The organism is Acinetobacter sp. WC-141, from assembly GCF_000313935.1.
GTDB lineage: Bacteria > Pseudomonadota > Gammaproteobacteria > Pseudomonadales > Moraxellaceae > Acinetobacter.
Map to the genome: position 1 here is coordinate 154,515 of NZ_AMSS01000043.1, position 16,747 is coordinate 171,261.

A 16,747-nucleotide genomic window follows, 5' to 3' on the forward strand; every position below is an offset into this window, starting at 1 on the left:
TCCTAGAATTGCTTAATTACACGTAAACCTGCACTCCAGTTACGTCCATCCGCTGGTTCAAAGTAGCGTCCATTACCATCATTTACGATCACTGAACCTGCATAGTTTTTATCAAATAGGTTATCAACACGGGCAAAGCTATTCACTTTCCAGTCGCCCATTACCCATGCATAACCCACATTAGCTGAGGTTACACTGTAGCTTGGCGCTGCGTCATTGTTGGTATCATTCACGTATACTTTATCCATATACTGTACATCTACACCACCATATAAACCCTGTGATGGCTGCCAAGCCAAAGAGGCATAAGCTTGGTTTTTAGCAATTCCTGGAATGGCATTACCCGATGGAATTTGAGCAATACTTCCTAAAGCTGGAATATCAGCATCAAAAGTTGCATCTAAATATGTATAGCTAGCAGTCGCAGTTAAATCTCGCCACAACTTTTTATTCCATGCAACCTCTACGCCTTCACGTAAGGTTTTATCTGCATTACGAAACGTTGATCGGCCATTTGAGTTGCCGGCAGAAACGATGTCATCTTTGGTTTTAGTTTGAAAAACTGCCAAAGTAAAATCACCAAATTGGTTTTGTGATTTTAAGCCTGTTTCATAGGTATCGCTTGTGGATGCGGTTAAATCAAAATTAAAACCACTTTCACCATCTGGACGATATGCCATTTCGGTAAAAGTTGGCGTTTCAAATCCTTTGGCATAACTCACATAGGCCATTAGTTCAGGTAAAATTTGCCAGCTTAAAGCAGCCGAAGGCAAAACTTTACTGTAATCAGTCTTACCACTATCGTCGCCATTACTTAAATAGTTATCTTTAGATTTGTAATGGACATTGCTATAGCGAACACCCGTATCTAAACGCCAAGTTGGTAAGAACTGCCATGACGCTTGTAAATAGGGATCGATATTCCACAAAGTATTATCTTCATCACGGCGTAAATTACCCTTGTCGCCATAAGAAGGTTTTCCGTTTACTAAGTTAAAGTTTTCAAAACCTTTACGATCTTCATCCATTGCATCAAGTGCAACACCGACACTTAGAGTAGTATTTGGAAGTAACTCTTTGCCCGTCCAACGGAAATCAGCACCATAATAATCCCGTTCAAAATCGATCACCCCACCTGCATGATTGATGCTGGCATCTTGTGTCGACTTAGGAATAGATTGATATTGAGTGACCTGACGATTGCCTAAATATGCCATGGCATAGAGTTCATTTTTATCATTAATCGGTTTAGACCAAGTCACACCCGTTTGAGTTTGTTCAATATCTTTACGGACATTAAATTGCTTTAAGAATGGAACTTGTTGCTTTGGATTAGCATTCCACTGATCACGGGTCAAACCCTGCGGGTCGTCTGCATGAATTTTTACATAGTTGGTTATCCAGTTGATTTTGCTACCATCATCAAGATTCCAACTGAGTTTTGCATTATTTAGTACTTTTTCTGCACCGCTATGTTCTCGGTAACCATCTGTGTCGAAGTAAGATGAACTAATAACATAACTTGGTTCATTCGCACCCTTTGCCCCACCTTGTAGCACGAGTCCAGCTCGGCTTTTATCGTGGCTGCCTCCAGAATAACTCAGCTCAATTGAATCTTTCCCTTGCCCTTCTTTAGTAGACGTTAAAATTGTCCCCCCCGATGAGTTTCCATATAGCGATGAAAAAGGTCCCGTTAGAACTTCAACATGATCCAGACTACTTAAATCGATATTAGATGTTTGACCTTGCCCATCTGGCATTGTTGCAGGAATACCGTCCACATACAGGCGAATGCCTCGAACACCAAAAGTAGAACGTGCACCAAAACCACGCATAGATAGCTGTAAATCTTGCGCATAATTTTCACGATTGCGAAGCTGTAAACTCGGTATACCCTTCACAACTTCGGTTAAATTTACTTGTGAAGAAGTATCGACTTGAGGTGCATCTATTCGAAAAACCGAAGCCGGCGTCTGCAAATAGGTGGTATCGGTACGGGTTGCTTCCACATGTAACGTTGGCAATACAGTCACGTCTTGGGTTAAGTCTTCTGCCCAAACAAGTGGGCTAGAAATGCAGCCCATACTCATCAAAATACAGTAATGAAGTCGGTCTAAGCGTAATAAGGACATGCTTATTTCCTTTATTTATATTGTAGTTATGATAACAAAAAGTAGTGACTTGTCTGGATATTGAATTCAATCTGCATTGTTGTAAATCTGGAACAGTCTTTGTTAAAACTTAACGAATTGATTCGTTCAATTGAACTAACGGCTCAAAGATGGATGATCTTTCCAGCAATATCGTTCAGGCCAATCTTTTGCCTCTTCGGCATAGTCAATTCCAATCCGTGGCGTCATGACGACTTCAGGCTGTGTTGAAGCTGCTTCAATCCACAGTCCGGATTCTTCACCTAAAATCTGGCCTTTTAAAGACCTATCAATACCTAAATAGCGTGTTAATTTGCCGGGTCCAGCTAAAAGCTTATATTCTTTTTTAGTTGAAGCACCATTTAAAAATGCAGAGCGAATCATTACCCCTTCAGGGATGCCTTCTGTCTGAGTAATGAGGTTGAGCATTTCATACATGCCATAAATCAAATAAACATAAATCGTACCACCAGGTCGATACATCACATCTGTTCGAGCTGTACGTTTATCATTGTAGCTATGGCAAGCTTTATCACGAACACCCAAATAAGCTTCTGTTTCACTAATCGTACACCGGATGACTTGTCCATCAGGTTGTCGCTTACACAATACACATCCTATTAAATCATGTGCAACTACTGAAGTTTCACGTTGAAACCAGCTTAATGGTAAAATATCTGACATAGTAATCTCTGAAATATTACATACCACACGTTATACTTGATTAATCCAGTATATCTGTTAATTCTGCGAGTTGGCATGCCTGAGTTACCCGAAGTCGAAACAACCAAAACCAGTTTATTTCCTCTATTGAATCAAAAAGTTCTAAGTGTTGAAGTACGTAACCCTAGTTTACGCTGGGCGATACCTGCTGATGTTCAAAAACTTGTTGGGCAACGTCTCATTAACTTAAATCGTCGTTCCAAATATATCTTGGCAGAGTTTGAACAAGATCAGATGCTCTGGCATTTGGGAATGTCAGGAAGCTTCCGCTTGTGCCAACCAAATGATGAACTAAGAAAACATGATCACTTTATCATTCGGTTTGAGGAACATGAGTTACGTTATCATGACCCACGTCGCTTTGGCTGCATTCTCTGGTTAAATTCCGAAACACAAGGAAAGTTAATTGATACTTTGGGACCTGAGCCGTTAAGTTCTGAATTTAATGCAGAATATTTAGCTTCAAAACTTAAAAATAAATCGGTCGGCACAAAAATTGCAATTATGGATAATCATGTTGTGGTGGGCGTTGGCAATATCTATGCAACTGAAAGTTTGTTTAATGTCGGAATTCACCCAGCCCAGCCAGCTGGGGACTTAAGTTTTCAGCAAATTGAGAAACTGGTTCTCGAGATTAAACGAATTTTAAAATCGGCGATTGATTTAGGTGGTTCGACTTTACGTGATTACAGTAACGCTATAGGAGAAAATGGTTATTTTCAGCAAACATTGCTTGCTTATGGTCGTGCTGGAGAAATGTGTGTTAACTGTGAAACCCCATTAGAAAACTTGAAACTTGGTCAGCGTGCCAGCGTATTTTGCCCAGAATGCCAACCCCTCAAAAAGCCCAATAAGCCCTAACTTTCAGAGGAAATCATAATGCAAACAGCTATCGTTCGACATATTCTGGTCAAAGATAAAGACTTAGCAGAACAGCTAAAAAAGAAATTACAAAATGGCGCTGACTTTGCCAAAATTGCCAAGCAATATTCAACTTGTAATTCTGCAAAACGTGGCGGAGAACTTGGCGAAGTCAAAAAAGGGCAACTAGTTCCAGTGATTGATAAAGTGGTATTTACAGCCGCTGAACGTGTCCTACAAGGCCCAATAAAAAGCCAGTTCGGTTATCATCTTTTAGAAGTTAAATTCAGGATGGGCAGTTTGCGTTAATTCCATTATTTTTAATTATGGTTCTCAGAAGCTTGGGCCTGTACATTCATCTGATAAGTCCAAGCCTTAGCCATTTCTCCTGACTCAAGTTTTACATCTGCTATGACACGCTGATATTGAAAACCTTCAAAATCATCAAGCATCTGCCAATTTTCAGCTAGTTTTTCTGTGCTAAACAGATAGCCTTCCACCCAATCGGCTGTTGAATCTAAAACAATTGCTTTTAAGCCTTTGTCGGGCCCCCAATCTAAAATATGAATCACACCGCGCACACTGGCTTTGCTCCAGTGACCGCCAATCTGCTCTAAAATATGAGCATTTGCTTTATTTGGACATAAAGTGCCATAAACAAAAAGCTGATTCATTTATTTATCCCCGTTTTCAATATGCTTAGCTGAACTTATTAGTAGCTTTACAATTTTATCAATATCTTTAGACCCGCATGAAATGTTAAGTAATAAAAAACGGCACTCTCGGTACCGTTTTTTATTTCAAACTTTATTAGGCTTGTTTTTTCAACTCATCACGAATTTCACGCAATAATTGAACATCTTCAGGAGTTGCAGTCGGAGCTTCTGGCTCATTCTTATCACGGCGAAGTCTATTTAATAATTTCACCATTAAGAATACAACCCAAGCTAAAATCAGGAAGTTAATTAAAATGGTGAGGAAGTTACCATAAGTTAAAACATTAATACCTGCTTTTTGCAAAGCATCTAAAGATTGTAAGTTATTAGGGTTTGCACCTAACACAATAAACTTTTGAGAGAAATCAACACCACCACCAGTAATTACAGTGATAAGCGGCATGATGATATCTTTAACTAAAGAGTCCACGATTTTGCCAAAAGCACCACCAATAATCACACCAATGGCTAAATCCATCATATTGCCTTTAATGGCAAATTCTTTAAATTCTTGAATAATACTCATCTAAACATCTCCAGATGTCGGGGGTCGAAACACGTCATATTTTTCTTTTTCATTGGCATCTTATCCATTTAGATAGTACTCGCCATGATATTGATAATTTAATATTTTTATCAAAAAAAGAAAGTTATTTCACACTTTAACAACATATTCTCCGATAAGAAAAATATGTTTTTAAGCTTACTTTAATTTAAATAATAACTAATAAAAAACCGCTAAATTAATTTAGCGGTTTTTTCTTTTTCATTTAAGAAAAATTATTTATCACGGTTACGTTTACGTTCGTTTTCAGTTAAGTAACGCTTACGGATACGAATTGACTTTGGAGTCACTTCTACTAACTCATCATCTTCAATGAATTCAAGCGCTTGTTCAAGCGTGTATTCCATTGCAGGTGTTAAAGTTAATGCTTCATCAGTACCAGATGCACGAACGTTAGTTAACTGTTTCGCTTTAGTTGGGTTAACAACCATATCATCTGAACGAGAGTTAATACCGATGATCATGCCTTCATATACTTCTAACTGTGGCTTAGCAAATAAACGACCACGGTCTTGAAGTGTAAATAATGCATAGCCCAAGCAAGTACCTTGAACCATTGAAATCAACACACCATTTTGACGTTTCGCAACAGTACCTTGTTTAGCTGGACCATAATGCGAGAAGCTTGATGTCATGATCCCTGTACCAGAAGTCATGGTCAAGAATTCAGAACGGAAACCGATCAAACCACGTGAAGGTACAGTTGCTTCAATACGGATACGGCCTTTACCGTCAACTTCCATATTTGTCATTTCACCTTTACGGAAGCCCATTTGTTCCATAACAGCACCTTGATGCTGTTCTTCAACGTCAAAAGTTACGTTTTCGTAAGGCTCTTGTTTTTGACCGTCGATTTCTTTCATGATTACTTGTGGACGTGACACGCCCATTTCGAAACCTTCACGACGCATATTTTCAATTAAAACTGAAAGGTGAAGTTCACCACGGCCAGATACTTTGAAACGGTCTGGACTGTCAGTATCTTCAACACGTAAAGCTACGTTATGAATTAATTCGCGATCTAAACGTTCACGGATATTACGTGAAGTTACGAACTTACCTTCTTTACCAGCAAACGGAGAGTTGTTTACTTGGAATGTCATAGATACTGTAGGTTCATCTACAGATAAAGCTGGTAATGCTTCAACATTTTTCGGATCACAAATCGTGTCAGAAATGTTAAGCGCATCAATACCAGTAATACATACGATATCACCAGCAGATGCTGAATCAACATCAATACGCTCTAAACCATGGTAACCCATGATTTTTAAGATACGACCGTTACGTGTATTGCCTTCTTTGTCAATTACAGTAACAGGAGTATTTAATTTTACTGAACCACGTTGAATACGACCAACACCGATAACGCCTACGAAGCTATTATAGTCAAGTGATGAAATCTGCATTTGGAATGGACCTTCAGCATCAACTGCTGGCGGTTCAACGATGTCTACAATCGTTTCAAACAACGGAGTCATATCTTCTGCAAGTTCTTCTGGAGAAGGACCAGCTACACCGCGTAAACCTGATGCATAAACGACTGGGAAGTCCAACTGTTCATCAGTTGCGCCAAGGTTATCAAATAAATCAAATACTTGATCGATAACCCAGTCTGGACGTGCGCTTGGCTTGTCAACTTTGTTGATAATAACGATTGGCTTTAAACCACGAGCAAACGCTTTTTGTGTCACAAAACGAGTTTGTGGCATTGGACCTTCTTGAGAGTCAACTAAAAGCAATACGCAGTCAACCATCGACATAACACGTTCTACTTCACCACCGAAGTCGGCGTGTCCCGGGGTGTCAACGATGTTGATACGGTAAGTTGTATCAGTACGTTTATCCAACCAAGTAATAGAAGTGTTTTTTGCAAGAATAGTAATACCACGTTCACTTTCAAGCGCGTTCGAGTCCATGACACGCTCAATCTCGCCTGCTCGGTCACCGAGAGCACCTGATTGCTGAAGTAGTTTATCGACAAGTGTGGTTTTCCCGTGGTCGACGTGCGCAATAATTGCGATATTACGGAGATTTTTGATATCTGACATGAAAATTCGAAACGCCTGAAATTTGAGGGCAAATTATACAGAAAAACACTACTCTTGAGTAGTGACAGTTTATTGACATTGACAAAAAAATTTTCTAATAGCCTGTATTTCGTTTTGTAAAGATAGTTATCTCGATTAGAATAGCGCCAATTTGCAAAATTGCGGCGGACCTACACCCATGTCCAATCAACACTCTCAAGACCATTTAGACCTTGTTTATGGTTTAAATGATCGACCAAAACCTTTGATCGCTTTTTTAGCAGCTTTCCAGCATTTGCTTGCGATTATTGTACCAATTGTTACACCAGGCCTTTTAATTTGCTTAGCTTTAGGCGTTTCACGCACCGAAACTAACATGATTTTATCGATGTCTTTGGTTATTTCGGGTATTGCTACATTTCTACAATGTAAAAAAGTTGGTCCGTTTGGTGCAGGCCTTCTTATTGTTCAAGGCACAAGTTTTAACTTTATTGGCCCTATTATTGGTATTGGTAGTGCAATGGTTGCCGCAGGAACACCTGTAAACCAAGTTATGGCTGCAATATTTGGTGTAGTCATTGCCGGCTCCTTCATTGAAATGGGTGTTTCACAAATTCTTCCATGGGTAAAAAGACTCATTACGCCTTTGGTGACGGGTATTGTTGTTTTATTAATTGGCTTAACGCTTATTAAAGAAGGCTTGATTAGTATGGGTGGTGGCTATCAAGCCATGCAAGATCATACTTTTGCAAGTGCAGACAACCTTATTATGTCATGTAGCGTACTTGCTATTATTATTGTGCTAAATCGTATTCGAGTGGTTTGGATTAAAAGCTCAGCTATTTTAATCGCCTTAGTCATTGGTTACATTCTTGCTGGATTTATGGGACATCTAGATTTCTCGAGTATTAAAGATGCACCACTTGTACAAATTCCAACACCAATGCACTTTGGTTTGAGCTTCTCTTGGGGACTATTCATCCCAATGGCATTCATTTATTTGGTGACGTCTTTAGAAGCCATTGGTGATGTGACAGCAACCAGTAAACTCTCAAACCAGCCTGTTAATGGTCCAGTATGGATGGAACGCATTAAAGGTGGTGTATTAGTGAATGGTGCAAACTCTTTACTAGCTGGCTTATTTAATACTTTTCCGAGTTCTGTTTTCGCTCAAAATAATGGTGTAATTCAACTCACTGGGGTAGCTAGCCGCTATGTAGGTATCTGGATTGCTGCTTTACTCATTTTATTAGGTTTATTCCCTGCAGTAGCTGGCGTTATACAAGCAGTTCCTCAAGCGGTATTAGGTGGCGCTGTTATGGTCATGTTCGGTGCAGTAGCTGCATCAGGTATTAATATTCTTGCATCTATTCACCTTGACCGACGAGCATTATTAATTATTGCCATCTCACTTGCATTAGGTTTAGGTGTTGCTCAAGTTCCTCAAATTTTAGAGCACTTGCCAGAATTATTTAAAAATATTTTTAGCTCTGGCGTGGCGACAGGTGGTATAGCAGCATTAATTCTAAATGTTGTACTTCCTGAAACTCATAAATAACTAATTTTTAATTTTGATTACTGCCCAGTTCCCACTGGGCATTCTTCTTCATGAGAGATGTACATGGATCCTAGAAGTGAAGTGGTATTAAGACAGCAAGATTATTTAAAAGGTAGAATCTTGTTAATTAATGCGCCCAATGATGCCTTAGTTAGTCAATTACCCGCTGGGACTGATGCATCAGTCTGGACATGGAACCATGCCGACTATCAAGGCTTTATAAATAGTGGAACAAAAGCGCACTTCTCAGTTGAGTTTCCCTCACAAGAATACGATCAAGCAATTATTTTTGTTCCAAAATCTAAAGAGCTCTTAAATTACATTTTGCATGTAGTAATGAGTCATCTTAAAACCAGTCAATCTGTTTTTTTAGTCGGTGAAAAAAAGGGTGGCGTAGAAAGAGCTGCCAAACAATTACAAAGCTTCGGCAAAATACTAAAACTTGATAGTGCCCGCCACTGTCAATTGTGGCACTTAAAGATAGAAAAGACCGAAAAAATTAAACCTCTGGAAAGTTGGCTTAAAACTTACACTGTTCAGGTGAATGAACAAGAGCTTACGATTTGTGCCCTACCCGGTGTTTTTAGCCAAAATCATCTAGATGTCGGAACTGCTGTTTTACTCCCTTATCTTAATCAGGTGAAATCAGGTAGAATTGCCGACTTCGGGTGTGGTGCTGGAATTATTAGTTGCTATTTGGCAAAAATAAATTCAAGTAATATTATTCATGCCCTAGATATTGATGCTTTCGCTTTACGGTCAACGGAAATGACTTTTAGTCGAAATGGAATAGGTTCAGACCAGTTGAGATTGCAGCCTGTCATAGGTATTGCAGACGCTCCAACAGAACTCGATGCCATTGTCAGTAATCCCCCTTTCCATCAAGGTATTCATACCAACTATGATGCAAGTGAAGGACTCTGCCAGAACGCTAAAAAACATTTAAAGGCATCAGGTGAGCTATGGATTGTAGCAAACCGTTTTTTAAACTATTCGATCTTAATTGAGAAGCACTTTGGTCAGTGCCAGATTAAAACTGATCTTCAAGGCTTTAAGGTGTTATATGCCTGTGCATAACAATCTATGTAAGGAATCTCCATGAGCGAAACACATGCTCCTGAAAAACTCCAGCGTAAGCTTGGGGCTCGTCATCTGAATATGATCGCCATTGGTGGTTCCATTGGTACAGGCCTCTTCCTTGCTTCTGGATCAACCATTGCAAATGCTGGCCCAGGTGGAGCGCTGCTCGCCTACTCTCTCATTGGTATTATGATTTATTTCTTAATGACCAGCTTAGGTGAGCTTGCAACCCACACTCCAACTTCTGGTGCTTTTTTTACATACGGCAGTCGTTATGTCGAAGAGGGCTTTGGTTTCGCTCTAGGCTGGAACTACTGGTATAACTGGGCAATTACGGTTGCATTCGAACTTGTTGCAGTTCAGTTTATTATGAAGTTCTGGTTCCCTGATATTCCAGGTTTCTATTGGAGTGCCCTGTTCCTCATCGTAATTTTTGCAATCAATGCCATGACCGTAAAAGGATTCGGCGAAAGCGAATTCTGGTTCTCAATGGTAAAAGTGATCGCCATTGTTGCCTTTATTATCATTGGCTTAGCCATGATCATCAAGATTATGCTAACTCCAGGTGTCGCAGCTTTTGGAAACTGGACCTATAAAGATGCACCTTTTGTAGGTGGTTTACAGGCGATGATCGGTGTAGCAATGATTGCCGGATTCTCTTTCCAAGGGACTGAAATGGTGGGAGTTGCTGCTGGTGAATCTAAAGATCCAAAGAAAACGATTCCACTTGCAATCAAACAGATTTTCTGGCGAATCTTATTATTTTATATCTTATGTATTTTCATTATCGGCACTCTGATTGCCTATGATGACCCAAACTTACTACAAGCTGCCACCACTGAAAATATCGCGCTTTCTCCTTTTACATTGCTCTATGAGAGAGTTGGCTTTGCTTTTGCAGCTGGTTTAATGAATGCTGTCATTCTTACTGCGATTTTGTCAGCAGGTAACTCAGGCATGTATTCATCAACTCGTATGTTATTTAAAATGGCTCAAGAAGGCCGTGCACCAAAGTGGTTTGCAAAACTTGATGGTCGTGGCGTTCCGATGAATGCACTATACGCCACAACATTTATCGCTGCATTTTGTTTCTTGACAACGTTTATTGGTGAAAAACAAGTCTTTAACTGGCTACTTAATATGTCAGGGATGTGTGGTTTCATTGTCTGGTTGGGCATTGCGATTTCACACTATCGTTTCCGTAAAGGCTATATTGCTCAAGGGTATAAATTAGAAGATTTAGCTTACCGTGCCAAATTTTTCCCATTTGCCCCTTGGTTTGCCTTTATTCTCTGTTCAATCATCATCTTAGGGCAGAACTATCAAGCCATTTTAGGTGGAAAAATTGACTGGTTAGGCCTACTTTCAACTTATATTAGTTTGCCATTATTCTTAATTATTTGGTTAGGCTATAAGTGGAAAAATAAAACTAAACTGATCGCTTACGATCAAATGAATGTGAAGCCAGAGCAAGATTAAAATCGGTAATTAAAAGTAAACCAAAGATCAAAAGCTTGATCTTTGGTTTAAAAAGCGTAAAATGCCGTTCAGATTTTCAACGGCGCTTTTTAATAAGGAGGACATCATGCCAACACTACAAGGTAAAACAGATTAAATAATTTGGCACGATGTCAGCTCACGGACAAGTGTACAAATTCACTTCACTTGTCCGAATGCTCAAATTTAAGACCTAGCATTCGCTAGGTTTTTTTATGCCTGCACGGACAAAAATAAGAGAAAAATTATGGGCATACAAAAAATATTAAACGAGGAAGCACTTTACGGTGTTCCCGTTAAAATTTTCACTCAAGATATAGACAGTGAAAGTATCGAACAACTCAAGAAAATGGCTCAACTGCAATTTATCTATTCACATATTGCTGTTATGCCAGATGTTCACGTAGGAAAAGGCGCGACTGTAGGCAGTGTTATTCCAACTAAACATGCCATTATTCCTTCTGCTGTAGGTGTAGATATTGGCTGTGGAATGAATGCAATTCGCTTAAGCCTAAAGGCCTCACAATTGCCTGATAACTTAAGTCGTTTACGTGATGCAATCGAACGCAAAGTGCCAGTCGGATTTGCTTTGCATAAACAAGTTAAAGCAAAGGCATCTAACATTATTCCGCTTGAAAAACGCTTAGAGCCCATTATCAAAAAGCATTCTGGACTTGTTCGAATGCTTCGACAATTTGATGCAACATGGCAAAAACAACTTGGTACTTTAGGTGGTGGTAATCACTTTATAGAATTATGTATTGATGAAAATCAAGACGTATGGGTGATGCTACATTCAGGTAGCAGAGGTCTGGGTAACGTTATTGGTACTTATTTTATTGAGTTAGCCAAGAAAGAAGCTCAACATCGCTTTGGTCATGTGCCTGATAAAGATTTAAGTTATTTTGCTGAAGGCTCAAACAGCTTTGATGATTATGTAGAAGCTGTAGAGTGGGCCCAAGAATATGCTTTTGAAAATCGCAAAGAAATGATGCGTTTAATTTTAGAAGCTATTCGTCCACTTCTACCCTCTTTTCAAATGACCAAAGAGGCTATTAATTGTCATCATAATTATGTAAGCCGTGAAACACATTTCGGTGAAAGTTTATTGATTACCCGAAAAGGTGCAATTCGAGCAGGCTTAGATGAATTAGGGATTATTCCAGGTTCAATGGGAGCGCGCTCTTATATCGTCAGAGGTAAAGCAAACCCTGAGTCATTTTGTTCCTGTTCTCATGGAGCAGGTCGCAAGATGAGTCGAAGCAAGGCAAAAACTCTTTTTAACCAGCAAGATTTAATCGCACAAACCCAAGGTATTGAATGCCGTAAAGACAGTGGCGTTGTCGATGAAATCCCTAGTGCTTATAAAGATATTGATGATGTCATGGCAAATCAGGCTGACCTCATTGAAGTTGTTCACACACTTAAACAAGTTTTATGTATTAAAGGTTAAAACATGAAAATTAAAGAAATGTCAAAAATCAAAGTCCGTAATCAAGTGGCTCTATCTCCTTTACTTCACAAAGGTGGAATGCATGAAACAGAGAAACCTCGTGCTCAACATCGTAGAGATAGACAAGATGCTAAACAGCAATTGAGAAAAGGTGTTTGGTAAATAATTTAGACCAAGATTGAAAGTAATTATTATTAAGGGGAGATAGAAATGACTAAGTACTTTAAAAATCGCAATAAAAAAAGCGACTCTAACGAGTCGCTTTTTTACTGTTCAAGAACTCAAATTATTGAGCTGCTGCAGGAGCTGCCGCTTCTTGACCAGGTTGAACAACTACAGTACGGCTACCAGTGATTGTCGCGAATACACGACGGTTCATAGCACGACCTTCTTTAGTTTTGTTGTCAGCAATCGGTTGGTCCCAAGCGAAACCTTGAGTAGACAAACGAGATGCATCAACATTGTATTCGTTTACAAGAGCTGATTTAACAGAGTTAGCACGAGCTAAAGATAAACGTTCGTTTAACTTACGCGGACCAGTGTTATCTGTGTGACCTTCGATACGTGCAGTAGCGTTAGGGTATTCAGTTAACTTCTCAGCAACTTTAGCGATTTCTGGCTTGTATTGGTCTTTGATGTTTGATTTGTTAGTATCAAAGAACACACGAAGTTCCATGTTAAGGTCTTCAGTTAGCTCTTGTGGTTGTGGAGCAACTGGAGTTGGTTCAACTGGAGCAACTTCTACTACAGGAGCAGCAGGCTTCAAGTGACCACCAAGAACTACGTTTAAACCAGCAAGAGCTGTATAACGCCAGTATTTTTCATCAAAGTCATAAGTACCACGAGCTTCAGTACGAAGTGACAATGCATCATTCAAACGATAGAAAGCACCTACACCAGCATTACCGATTGTATCTTTCTTGTCTTCATAGATACCATCAAACTCAGTTTTAGTTTGACCAGCACCTAATAATACGTACGGCTTAAATTTGCTGTCGTAGTTCTTAGTAATCAAATCTGAAGTTGCGTAGAAGTTACCAGCAACAGTTTTTTGTTTATATTCAGCACCAGCTACGCCAGTACCATCAAGATCACCTTTAACTTGGTTATATTCAGCTTCGAAACCTAACCAAGGAGTTAATTCAACACCTAGTGCAGCACCAACGAATAAATCATCTTGTAATTCAGCATGACTTGTTAATTTATCGTTGTTGTGGTCACTATCCTGCCAAGTATAACCTACCAATAAAGGGGTAACAGTTACGCCAGCATTAGCAGCAGCTAAAGGTGCAGCGACAAGCATAGCAAGTGCAATACGACTCAATTTCATGGATATCCTCCAGAGATAACAATTGTTGTTCAAGCTCAGCCTAAATTTATTGGCCCCTGAGATATTTTTACCCCAGTATTATTTTTAAGCTATTCACATTTGAATCATACAAACACTTGATAGACTTTCCAAGTGCTTGATAATTTTAATCAAGTAAATTATTGACAAAATTACTTACAATTTCCGTTGTAATTCGGTAATTTTTTACTCAACTAGCAAATATGAACAACTTCTTTGTTTCGCTTAGGGTGATTTTACCAGTATTCTAGCGTCCTGATAACCTTTATTTAATTTTGTGTTTCCTCATTATAAAAAGCTATATAAATCATTGATAGAACGCATAAAATCAAAATATTTCTTTATATATTAAGGAATTTTAATGTTTAAATCTCCCGGTTTCACACTAATGGAACTCACTATAACGCTCGCAATTCTTATGATTATGTTCGCTATAGCTGTTCCTTTATACCACCAATTTATGGCTTCGGTAGAATTAAAAAACACGCCTCGACTACTCACAATTCATATACAAAAAGCCAAATACGACGCAATTCTACGACATAAGAATGTCGTACTTTGCCCAAGTGTTGACTTAACGCTGTGTAATAGTAATTGGGATACAAGCCTTATAAGCTTTGTAGACACAAATCATAATCTACAAAGAGAAAGCGACGAAGAAATATTAACCAATATTGAACTTAATCATCATTATGGTTCTTTGAAATTTCAAAAATTCGGCAAAAAATTAAATAGTATCGTATTTCAGGGAGATACCGGACTTCCACGTGAGTCTAACGGCAGTTTTACTTATTGTTCTTATAATCAGCTTAAAAATTTTAAATTAGTTCTTAGCAAAATGGGGCATGTACGCTTAGAAGAACTTCAAAATTGTTAGAACTCTACAGTCTAATACAGAATCCAAGCCATCCCCCATTTTGCAATATACTGCTTAAGTTTTAATGTTTTCTTAATTTGAGATAAAGAACAATCGGAGATTACAACAATGACTGATATCGTAATTGTTAATGGTGCTCGTACTGCCATGGGTGGTTTTCAAGGATCACTATCAGGACTTACAGCGCCTGAATTAGGTGCTGTAACGATTAAAGAAGCAATCGAACGAGCAGGTTTACAACCTACTGATGTCGAAGAAGTCATTATGGGTTGTGTTCTTCCTGCTGGCTTAAAACAAGGTCCTGCTCGTCAAGCAATGCGCAAAGCTGGCTTACCTGACTCTACAGGTGCTGTGACGATTAATAAGCTTTGTGGCTCTGGCATGAAAGCCGTGATGCAAGCAACCGACATGATTAAAGCTGGTAGTGCTGAAATTGTTGTTGCCGGCGGCATGGAGTCCATGACAAATGCACCTTATGTTTTACCAAAAGCACGTGCTGGCTATCGTATGGGCCATGGTGAAATTAAAGATCACATGTTTCTTGATGGACTTGAAGATGCTGAAACTGGTCGTTTAATGGGTTCTTTTGCTCAAGATATGGCAAATACTCGTGGCTATACACGCGAGCAAATGGATGACTTTGCGATCCGCTCTTTGAAACGTGCTCAAACGGCAATTACCGAAGGTTATTTCAAAGACGAAATTGTCTCGGTTACCGTACCTAGTCGCAAAGGTGATGTTGTGGTTGATCAAGATGAACAACCTCTAAATGCAAAGATCGATAAAATTCCGTCACTTAAACCAGCTTTTGCAAAAGACGGAACGATAACCGCAGCAAACGCAAGTTCTATTTCGGATGGTGCATCTGCATTAGTACTGACATCAAGTGAAGTTGCTGCTCAACGTGGTTTACAGCCACTTGCGAAAATTATCGCAACAGCTTCAAACTCTCAGCATCCTTCAGAATTTACGATCGCTCCAGTTGGTGCTATTGAAAAAGTACTTAAAAAAGCGGGTTGGAATGCTCAAGATGTTGACCTCTGGGAGATTAACGAAGCTTTTGCCATGGTTACCATGTGCCCAATTGATGATTTCAAGCTTGATGCTGAGAAAGTTAATATCAATGGCGGTGCTTGTGCGCTAGGTCATCCAGTAGGGTCTACGGGTTCTCGTATTATTCTTACGCTTATTCATGCATTGAAACGTACTGGCGGTAAAAAAGGTATTGCAGCACTTTGTATTGGCGGTGGTGAAGCAACAGCTGTTGCAATTGAACTCATTTAATTAAAATTAAGTATTTAAAAATCCCACTTCAGTGGGATTTTTTTATGAAAAAGCTACAAAAAATGACCCACAAAATCACTTTTAAGTTTTAACTTATTCTCTTAAACGAAAACAACAATGGACAATAACAATGCAACTCAATCACTACCTCAATTTCCAAGGTCAGGCAGAGCAAGCCTTTAATTTTTATAAATCAGTTTTTGGTGGCGAGTTCGCCATGTTGAGTCGCTATGGTGATATGCCACCGTCAGAAGGTGTGACATTATCTGAAGCGAACAAAAATCTAGTTCTTCATGTTTCTCTACCCATTAATGAATACACTGTACTTATGGCATCAGATACAAATGATCAGTTCTGTGCACCTAACAGTGTTTTTACCCAAGGCAATAATCACTACATCGCAATTAATCTTGAAAAGGACGAGCAAGAAAAAGCTAAACAGCTGTTTGATGCTCTATCTGTAAATGGTCAAATTGAAATGCCTCTAGAAAAAACATTCTGGGGAGCATTATACGGAGCGTTTACCGATCAATTTGGTATAAAGTGGATGGTCAACTGCCAACTTGATACATAATTTTCAATATAAAAAATCCCGCAAATTGCGG

Annotated in this window: 16 protein-coding genes; 10 read left to right on the forward strand and 6 right to left on the reverse strand. The window is 39.1% G+C overall.

Going from position 1 to position 16,747, the window contains the following annotated elements; all coding sequences use genetic code 11:
- Window positions 1-2: 2 nt before the first annotated feature.
- On the reverse strand, window positions 3-2,132 hold the full coding sequence (locus ACINWC141_RS06900) for a TonB-dependent receptor family protein (protein ID WP_009389692.1): 2,130 nt from the start codon (window positions 2,130-2,132) through the stop codon (window positions 3-5).
- Window positions 2,133-2,267: 135 nt separating this feature from the next.
- On the reverse strand, window positions 2,268-2,834 hold the full coding sequence (locus tag ACINWC141_RS06905) for a DNA-3-methyladenine glycosylase (RefSeq protein WP_009389584.1): 567 nt from the start codon (window positions 2,832-2,834) through the stop codon (window positions 2,268-2,270).
- Between the two features lie 75 nt (window positions 2,835-2,909).
- Between ACINWC141_RS06905 and mutM the strand changes: the two genes are divergently transcribed.
- Together mutM and ACINWC141_RS06915 are read left to right on the forward strand one after the other, a co-directional pair.
- The gene (mutM, locus tag ACINWC141_RS06910; RefSeq protein WP_009389649.1) at window positions 2,910-3,734 is read left to right on the forward strand and encodes a bifunctional DNA-formamidopyrimidine glycosylase/DNA-(apurinic or apyrimidinic site) lyase; all 825 of its coding nucleotides are present in this window, start codon (window positions 2,910-2,912) and stop codon (window positions 3,732-3,734) included.
- 18 nt (window positions 3,735-3,752) lie between these two features.
- Window positions 3,753-4,043, forward strand: coding sequence for a peptidylprolyl isomerase (locus ACINWC141_RS06915; RefSeq protein ID WP_005309756.1), 291 nt, complete (start codon window positions 3,753-3,755; stop codon window positions 4,041-4,043).
- Between the two features lie 11 nt (window positions 4,044-4,054).
- Here ACINWC141_RS06915 and ACINWC141_RS06920 read toward each other — a convergent pair whose 3' ends face one another.
- The 3 genes from ACINWC141_RS06920 to typA form a co-directional block, all read right to left on the reverse strand.
- On the reverse strand, window positions 4,055-4,408 hold the full coding sequence (locus ACINWC141_RS06920; protein WP_009389707.1) for a gamma-glutamylcyclotransferase family protein: 354 nt from the start codon (window positions 4,406-4,408) through the stop codon (window positions 4,055-4,057).
- Between the two features lie 136 nt (window positions 4,409-4,544).
- Entirely contained in the window at window positions 4,545-4,976 is a 432-nt protein-coding gene (mscL, locus tag ACINWC141_RS06925; protein WP_009389723.1) for a large conductance mechanosensitive channel protein MscL, read from the reverse strand.
- Window positions 4,977-5,230: 254 nt separating this feature from the next.
- Entirely contained in the window at window positions 5,231-7,066 is a 1,836-nt protein-coding gene (gene typA, locus ACINWC141_RS06930; protein WP_009389420.1) for a translational GTPase TypA, read from the reverse strand.
- Between the two features lie 178 nt (window positions 7,067-7,244).
- On the opposite strand from typA, the gene ACINWC141_RS06935 reads away from it, so the two are divergent.
- From ACINWC141_RS06935 to ACINWC141_RS20290, 5 genes are all read left to right on the forward strand, one after another.
- Complete coding sequence (locus ACINWC141_RS06935; RefSeq protein WP_009389690.1) at window positions 7,245-8,603, forward strand: uracil-xanthine permease family protein; 1,359 nt, start codon at window positions 7,245-7,247, stop codon at window positions 8,601-8,603.
- A gap of 63 nt (window positions 8,604-8,666) precedes the next feature.
- Window positions 8,667-9,680, forward strand: coding sequence for a methyltransferase (locus tag ACINWC141_RS06940; RefSeq protein ID WP_009389606.1), 1,014 nt, complete (start codon window positions 8,667-8,669; stop codon window positions 9,678-9,680).
- 21 nt (window positions 9,681-9,701) lie between these two features.
- On the forward strand, window positions 9,702-11,162 hold the full coding sequence (locus ACINWC141_RS06945; protein ID WP_009389671.1) for an amino acid permease: 1,461 nt from the start codon (window positions 9,702-9,704) through the stop codon (window positions 11,160-11,162).
- Between the two features lie 265 nt (window positions 11,163-11,427).
- Window positions 11,428-12,633 (forward strand): RtcB family protein, encoded by a 1,206-nt coding sequence (locus ACINWC141_RS06950; RefSeq protein WP_009389414.1) that lies wholly within the window; start codon window positions 11,428-11,430, stop codon window positions 12,631-12,633.
- Between the two features lie 3 nt (window positions 12,634-12,636).
- Window positions 12,637-12,795, forward strand: coding sequence for a hypothetical protein (locus ACINWC141_RS20290; protein WP_009389611.1), 159 nt, complete (start codon window positions 12,637-12,639; stop codon window positions 12,793-12,795).
- A gap of 124 nt (window positions 12,796-12,919) precedes the next feature.
- On the opposite strand, the gene omp38 is transcribed toward ACINWC141_RS20290, so the two are convergent.
- Complete coding sequence (gene omp38 / locus ACINWC141_RS06955) at window positions 12,920-13,963, reverse strand: outer membrane protein Omp38 (protein WP_009389439.1); 1,044 nt, start codon at window positions 13,961-13,963, stop codon at window positions 12,920-12,922.
- A 379-nt stretch (window positions 13,964-14,342) separates the two neighbouring features.
- Here omp38 and ACINWC141_RS06960 point away from each other — a divergent pair, with 379 nt between their 5' ends.
- From ACINWC141_RS06960 to ACINWC141_RS06970, 3 genes are all read left to right on the forward strand, one after another.
- Window positions 14,343-14,858 carry a GspH/FimT family pseudopilin gene (locus ACINWC141_RS06960; protein WP_009389457.1) on the forward strand — a complete coding sequence of 172 codons (516 nt, stop codon included), beginning with the start codon at window positions 14,343-14,345 and terminating at the stop codon, window positions 14,856-14,858.
- Window positions 14,859-14,966: 108 nt separating this feature from the next.
- Window positions 14,967-16,142, forward strand: coding sequence for a thiolase family protein (locus ACINWC141_RS06965; RefSeq protein ID WP_009389703.1), 1,176 nt, complete (start codon window positions 14,967-14,969; stop codon window positions 16,140-16,142).
- A 130-nt stretch (window positions 16,143-16,272) separates the two neighbouring features.
- Window positions 16,273-16,716 (forward strand): VOC family protein, encoded by a 444-nt coding sequence (locus tag ACINWC141_RS06970; protein ID WP_009389331.1) that lies wholly within the window; start codon window positions 16,273-16,275, stop codon window positions 16,714-16,716.
- Window positions 16,717-16,747 lie beyond the last annotated feature (31 nt).

Excerpts from the sequence above, each read along its gene's own strand:
- ACINWC141_RS20290 (WP_009389611.1), top strand. The coding sequence starts at position 12,637 with ATGAAAATTAAAGAAATGTCAAAAATCAAAGTCCGTAATCAAGTGGCT.
- ACINWC141_RS06945 (WP_009389671.1), top strand. The coding sequence starts at position 9,702 with ATGAGCGAAACACATGCTCCTGAAAAACTCCAGCGTAAGCTTGGGGCT.
- ACINWC141_RS06965 (WP_009389703.1), top strand. The coding sequence starts at position 14,967 with ATGACTGATATCGTAATTGTTAATGGTGCTCGTACTGCCATGGGTGGT.
- ACINWC141_RS06905 (WP_009389584.1), bottom strand. The coding sequence starts at position 2,834 with ATGTCAGATATTTTACCATTAAGCTGGTTTCAACGTGAAACTTCAGTA.
- mscL (WP_009389723.1), bottom strand. The coding sequence starts at position 4,976 with ATGAGTATTATTCAAGAATTTAAAGAATTTGCCATTAAAGGCAATATG.
- ACINWC141_RS06960 (WP_009389457.1), top strand. The coding sequence starts at position 14,343 with ATGTTTAAATCTCCCGGTTTCACACTAATGGAACTCACTATAACGCTC.
- ACINWC141_RS06935 (WP_009389690.1), top strand. The coding sequence starts at position 7,245 with ATGTCCAATCAACACTCTCAAGACCATTTAGACCTTGTTTATGGTTTA.
- omp38 (WP_009389439.1), bottom strand. The coding sequence starts at position 13,963 with ATGAAATTGAGTCGTATTGCACTTGCTATGCTTGTCGCTGCACCTTTA.
- ACINWC141_RS06900 (WP_009389692.1), bottom strand. The coding sequence starts at position 2,132 with ATGTCCTTATTACGCTTAGACCGACTTCATTACTGTATTTTGATGAGT.
- ACINWC141_RS06970 (WP_009389331.1), top strand. The coding sequence starts at position 16,273 with ATGCAACTCAATCACTACCTCAATTTCCAAGGTCAGGCAGAGCAAGCC.
- ACINWC141_RS06950 (WP_009389414.1), top strand. The coding sequence starts at position 11,428 with ATGGGCATACAAAAAATATTAAACGAGGAAGCACTTTACGGTGTTCCC.
- ACINWC141_RS06915 (WP_005309756.1), top strand. The coding sequence starts at position 3,753 with ATGCAAACAGCTATCGTTCGACATATTCTGGTCAAAGATAAAGACTTA.
- typA (WP_009389420.1), bottom strand. The coding sequence starts at position 7,066 with ATGTCAGATATCAAAAATCTCCGTAATATCGCAATTATTGCGCACGTC.
- mutM (WP_009389649.1), top strand. The coding sequence starts at position 2,910 with ATGCCTGAGTTACCCGAAGTCGAAACAACCAAAACCAGTTTATTTCCT.
- ACINWC141_RS06940 (WP_009389606.1), top strand. The coding sequence starts at position 8,667 with ATGGATCCTAGAAGTGAAGTGGTATTAAGACAGCAAGATTATTTAAAA.
- ACINWC141_RS06920 (WP_009389707.1), bottom strand. The coding sequence starts at position 4,408 with ATGAATCAGCTTTTTGTTTATGGCACTTTATGTCCAAATAAAGCAAAT.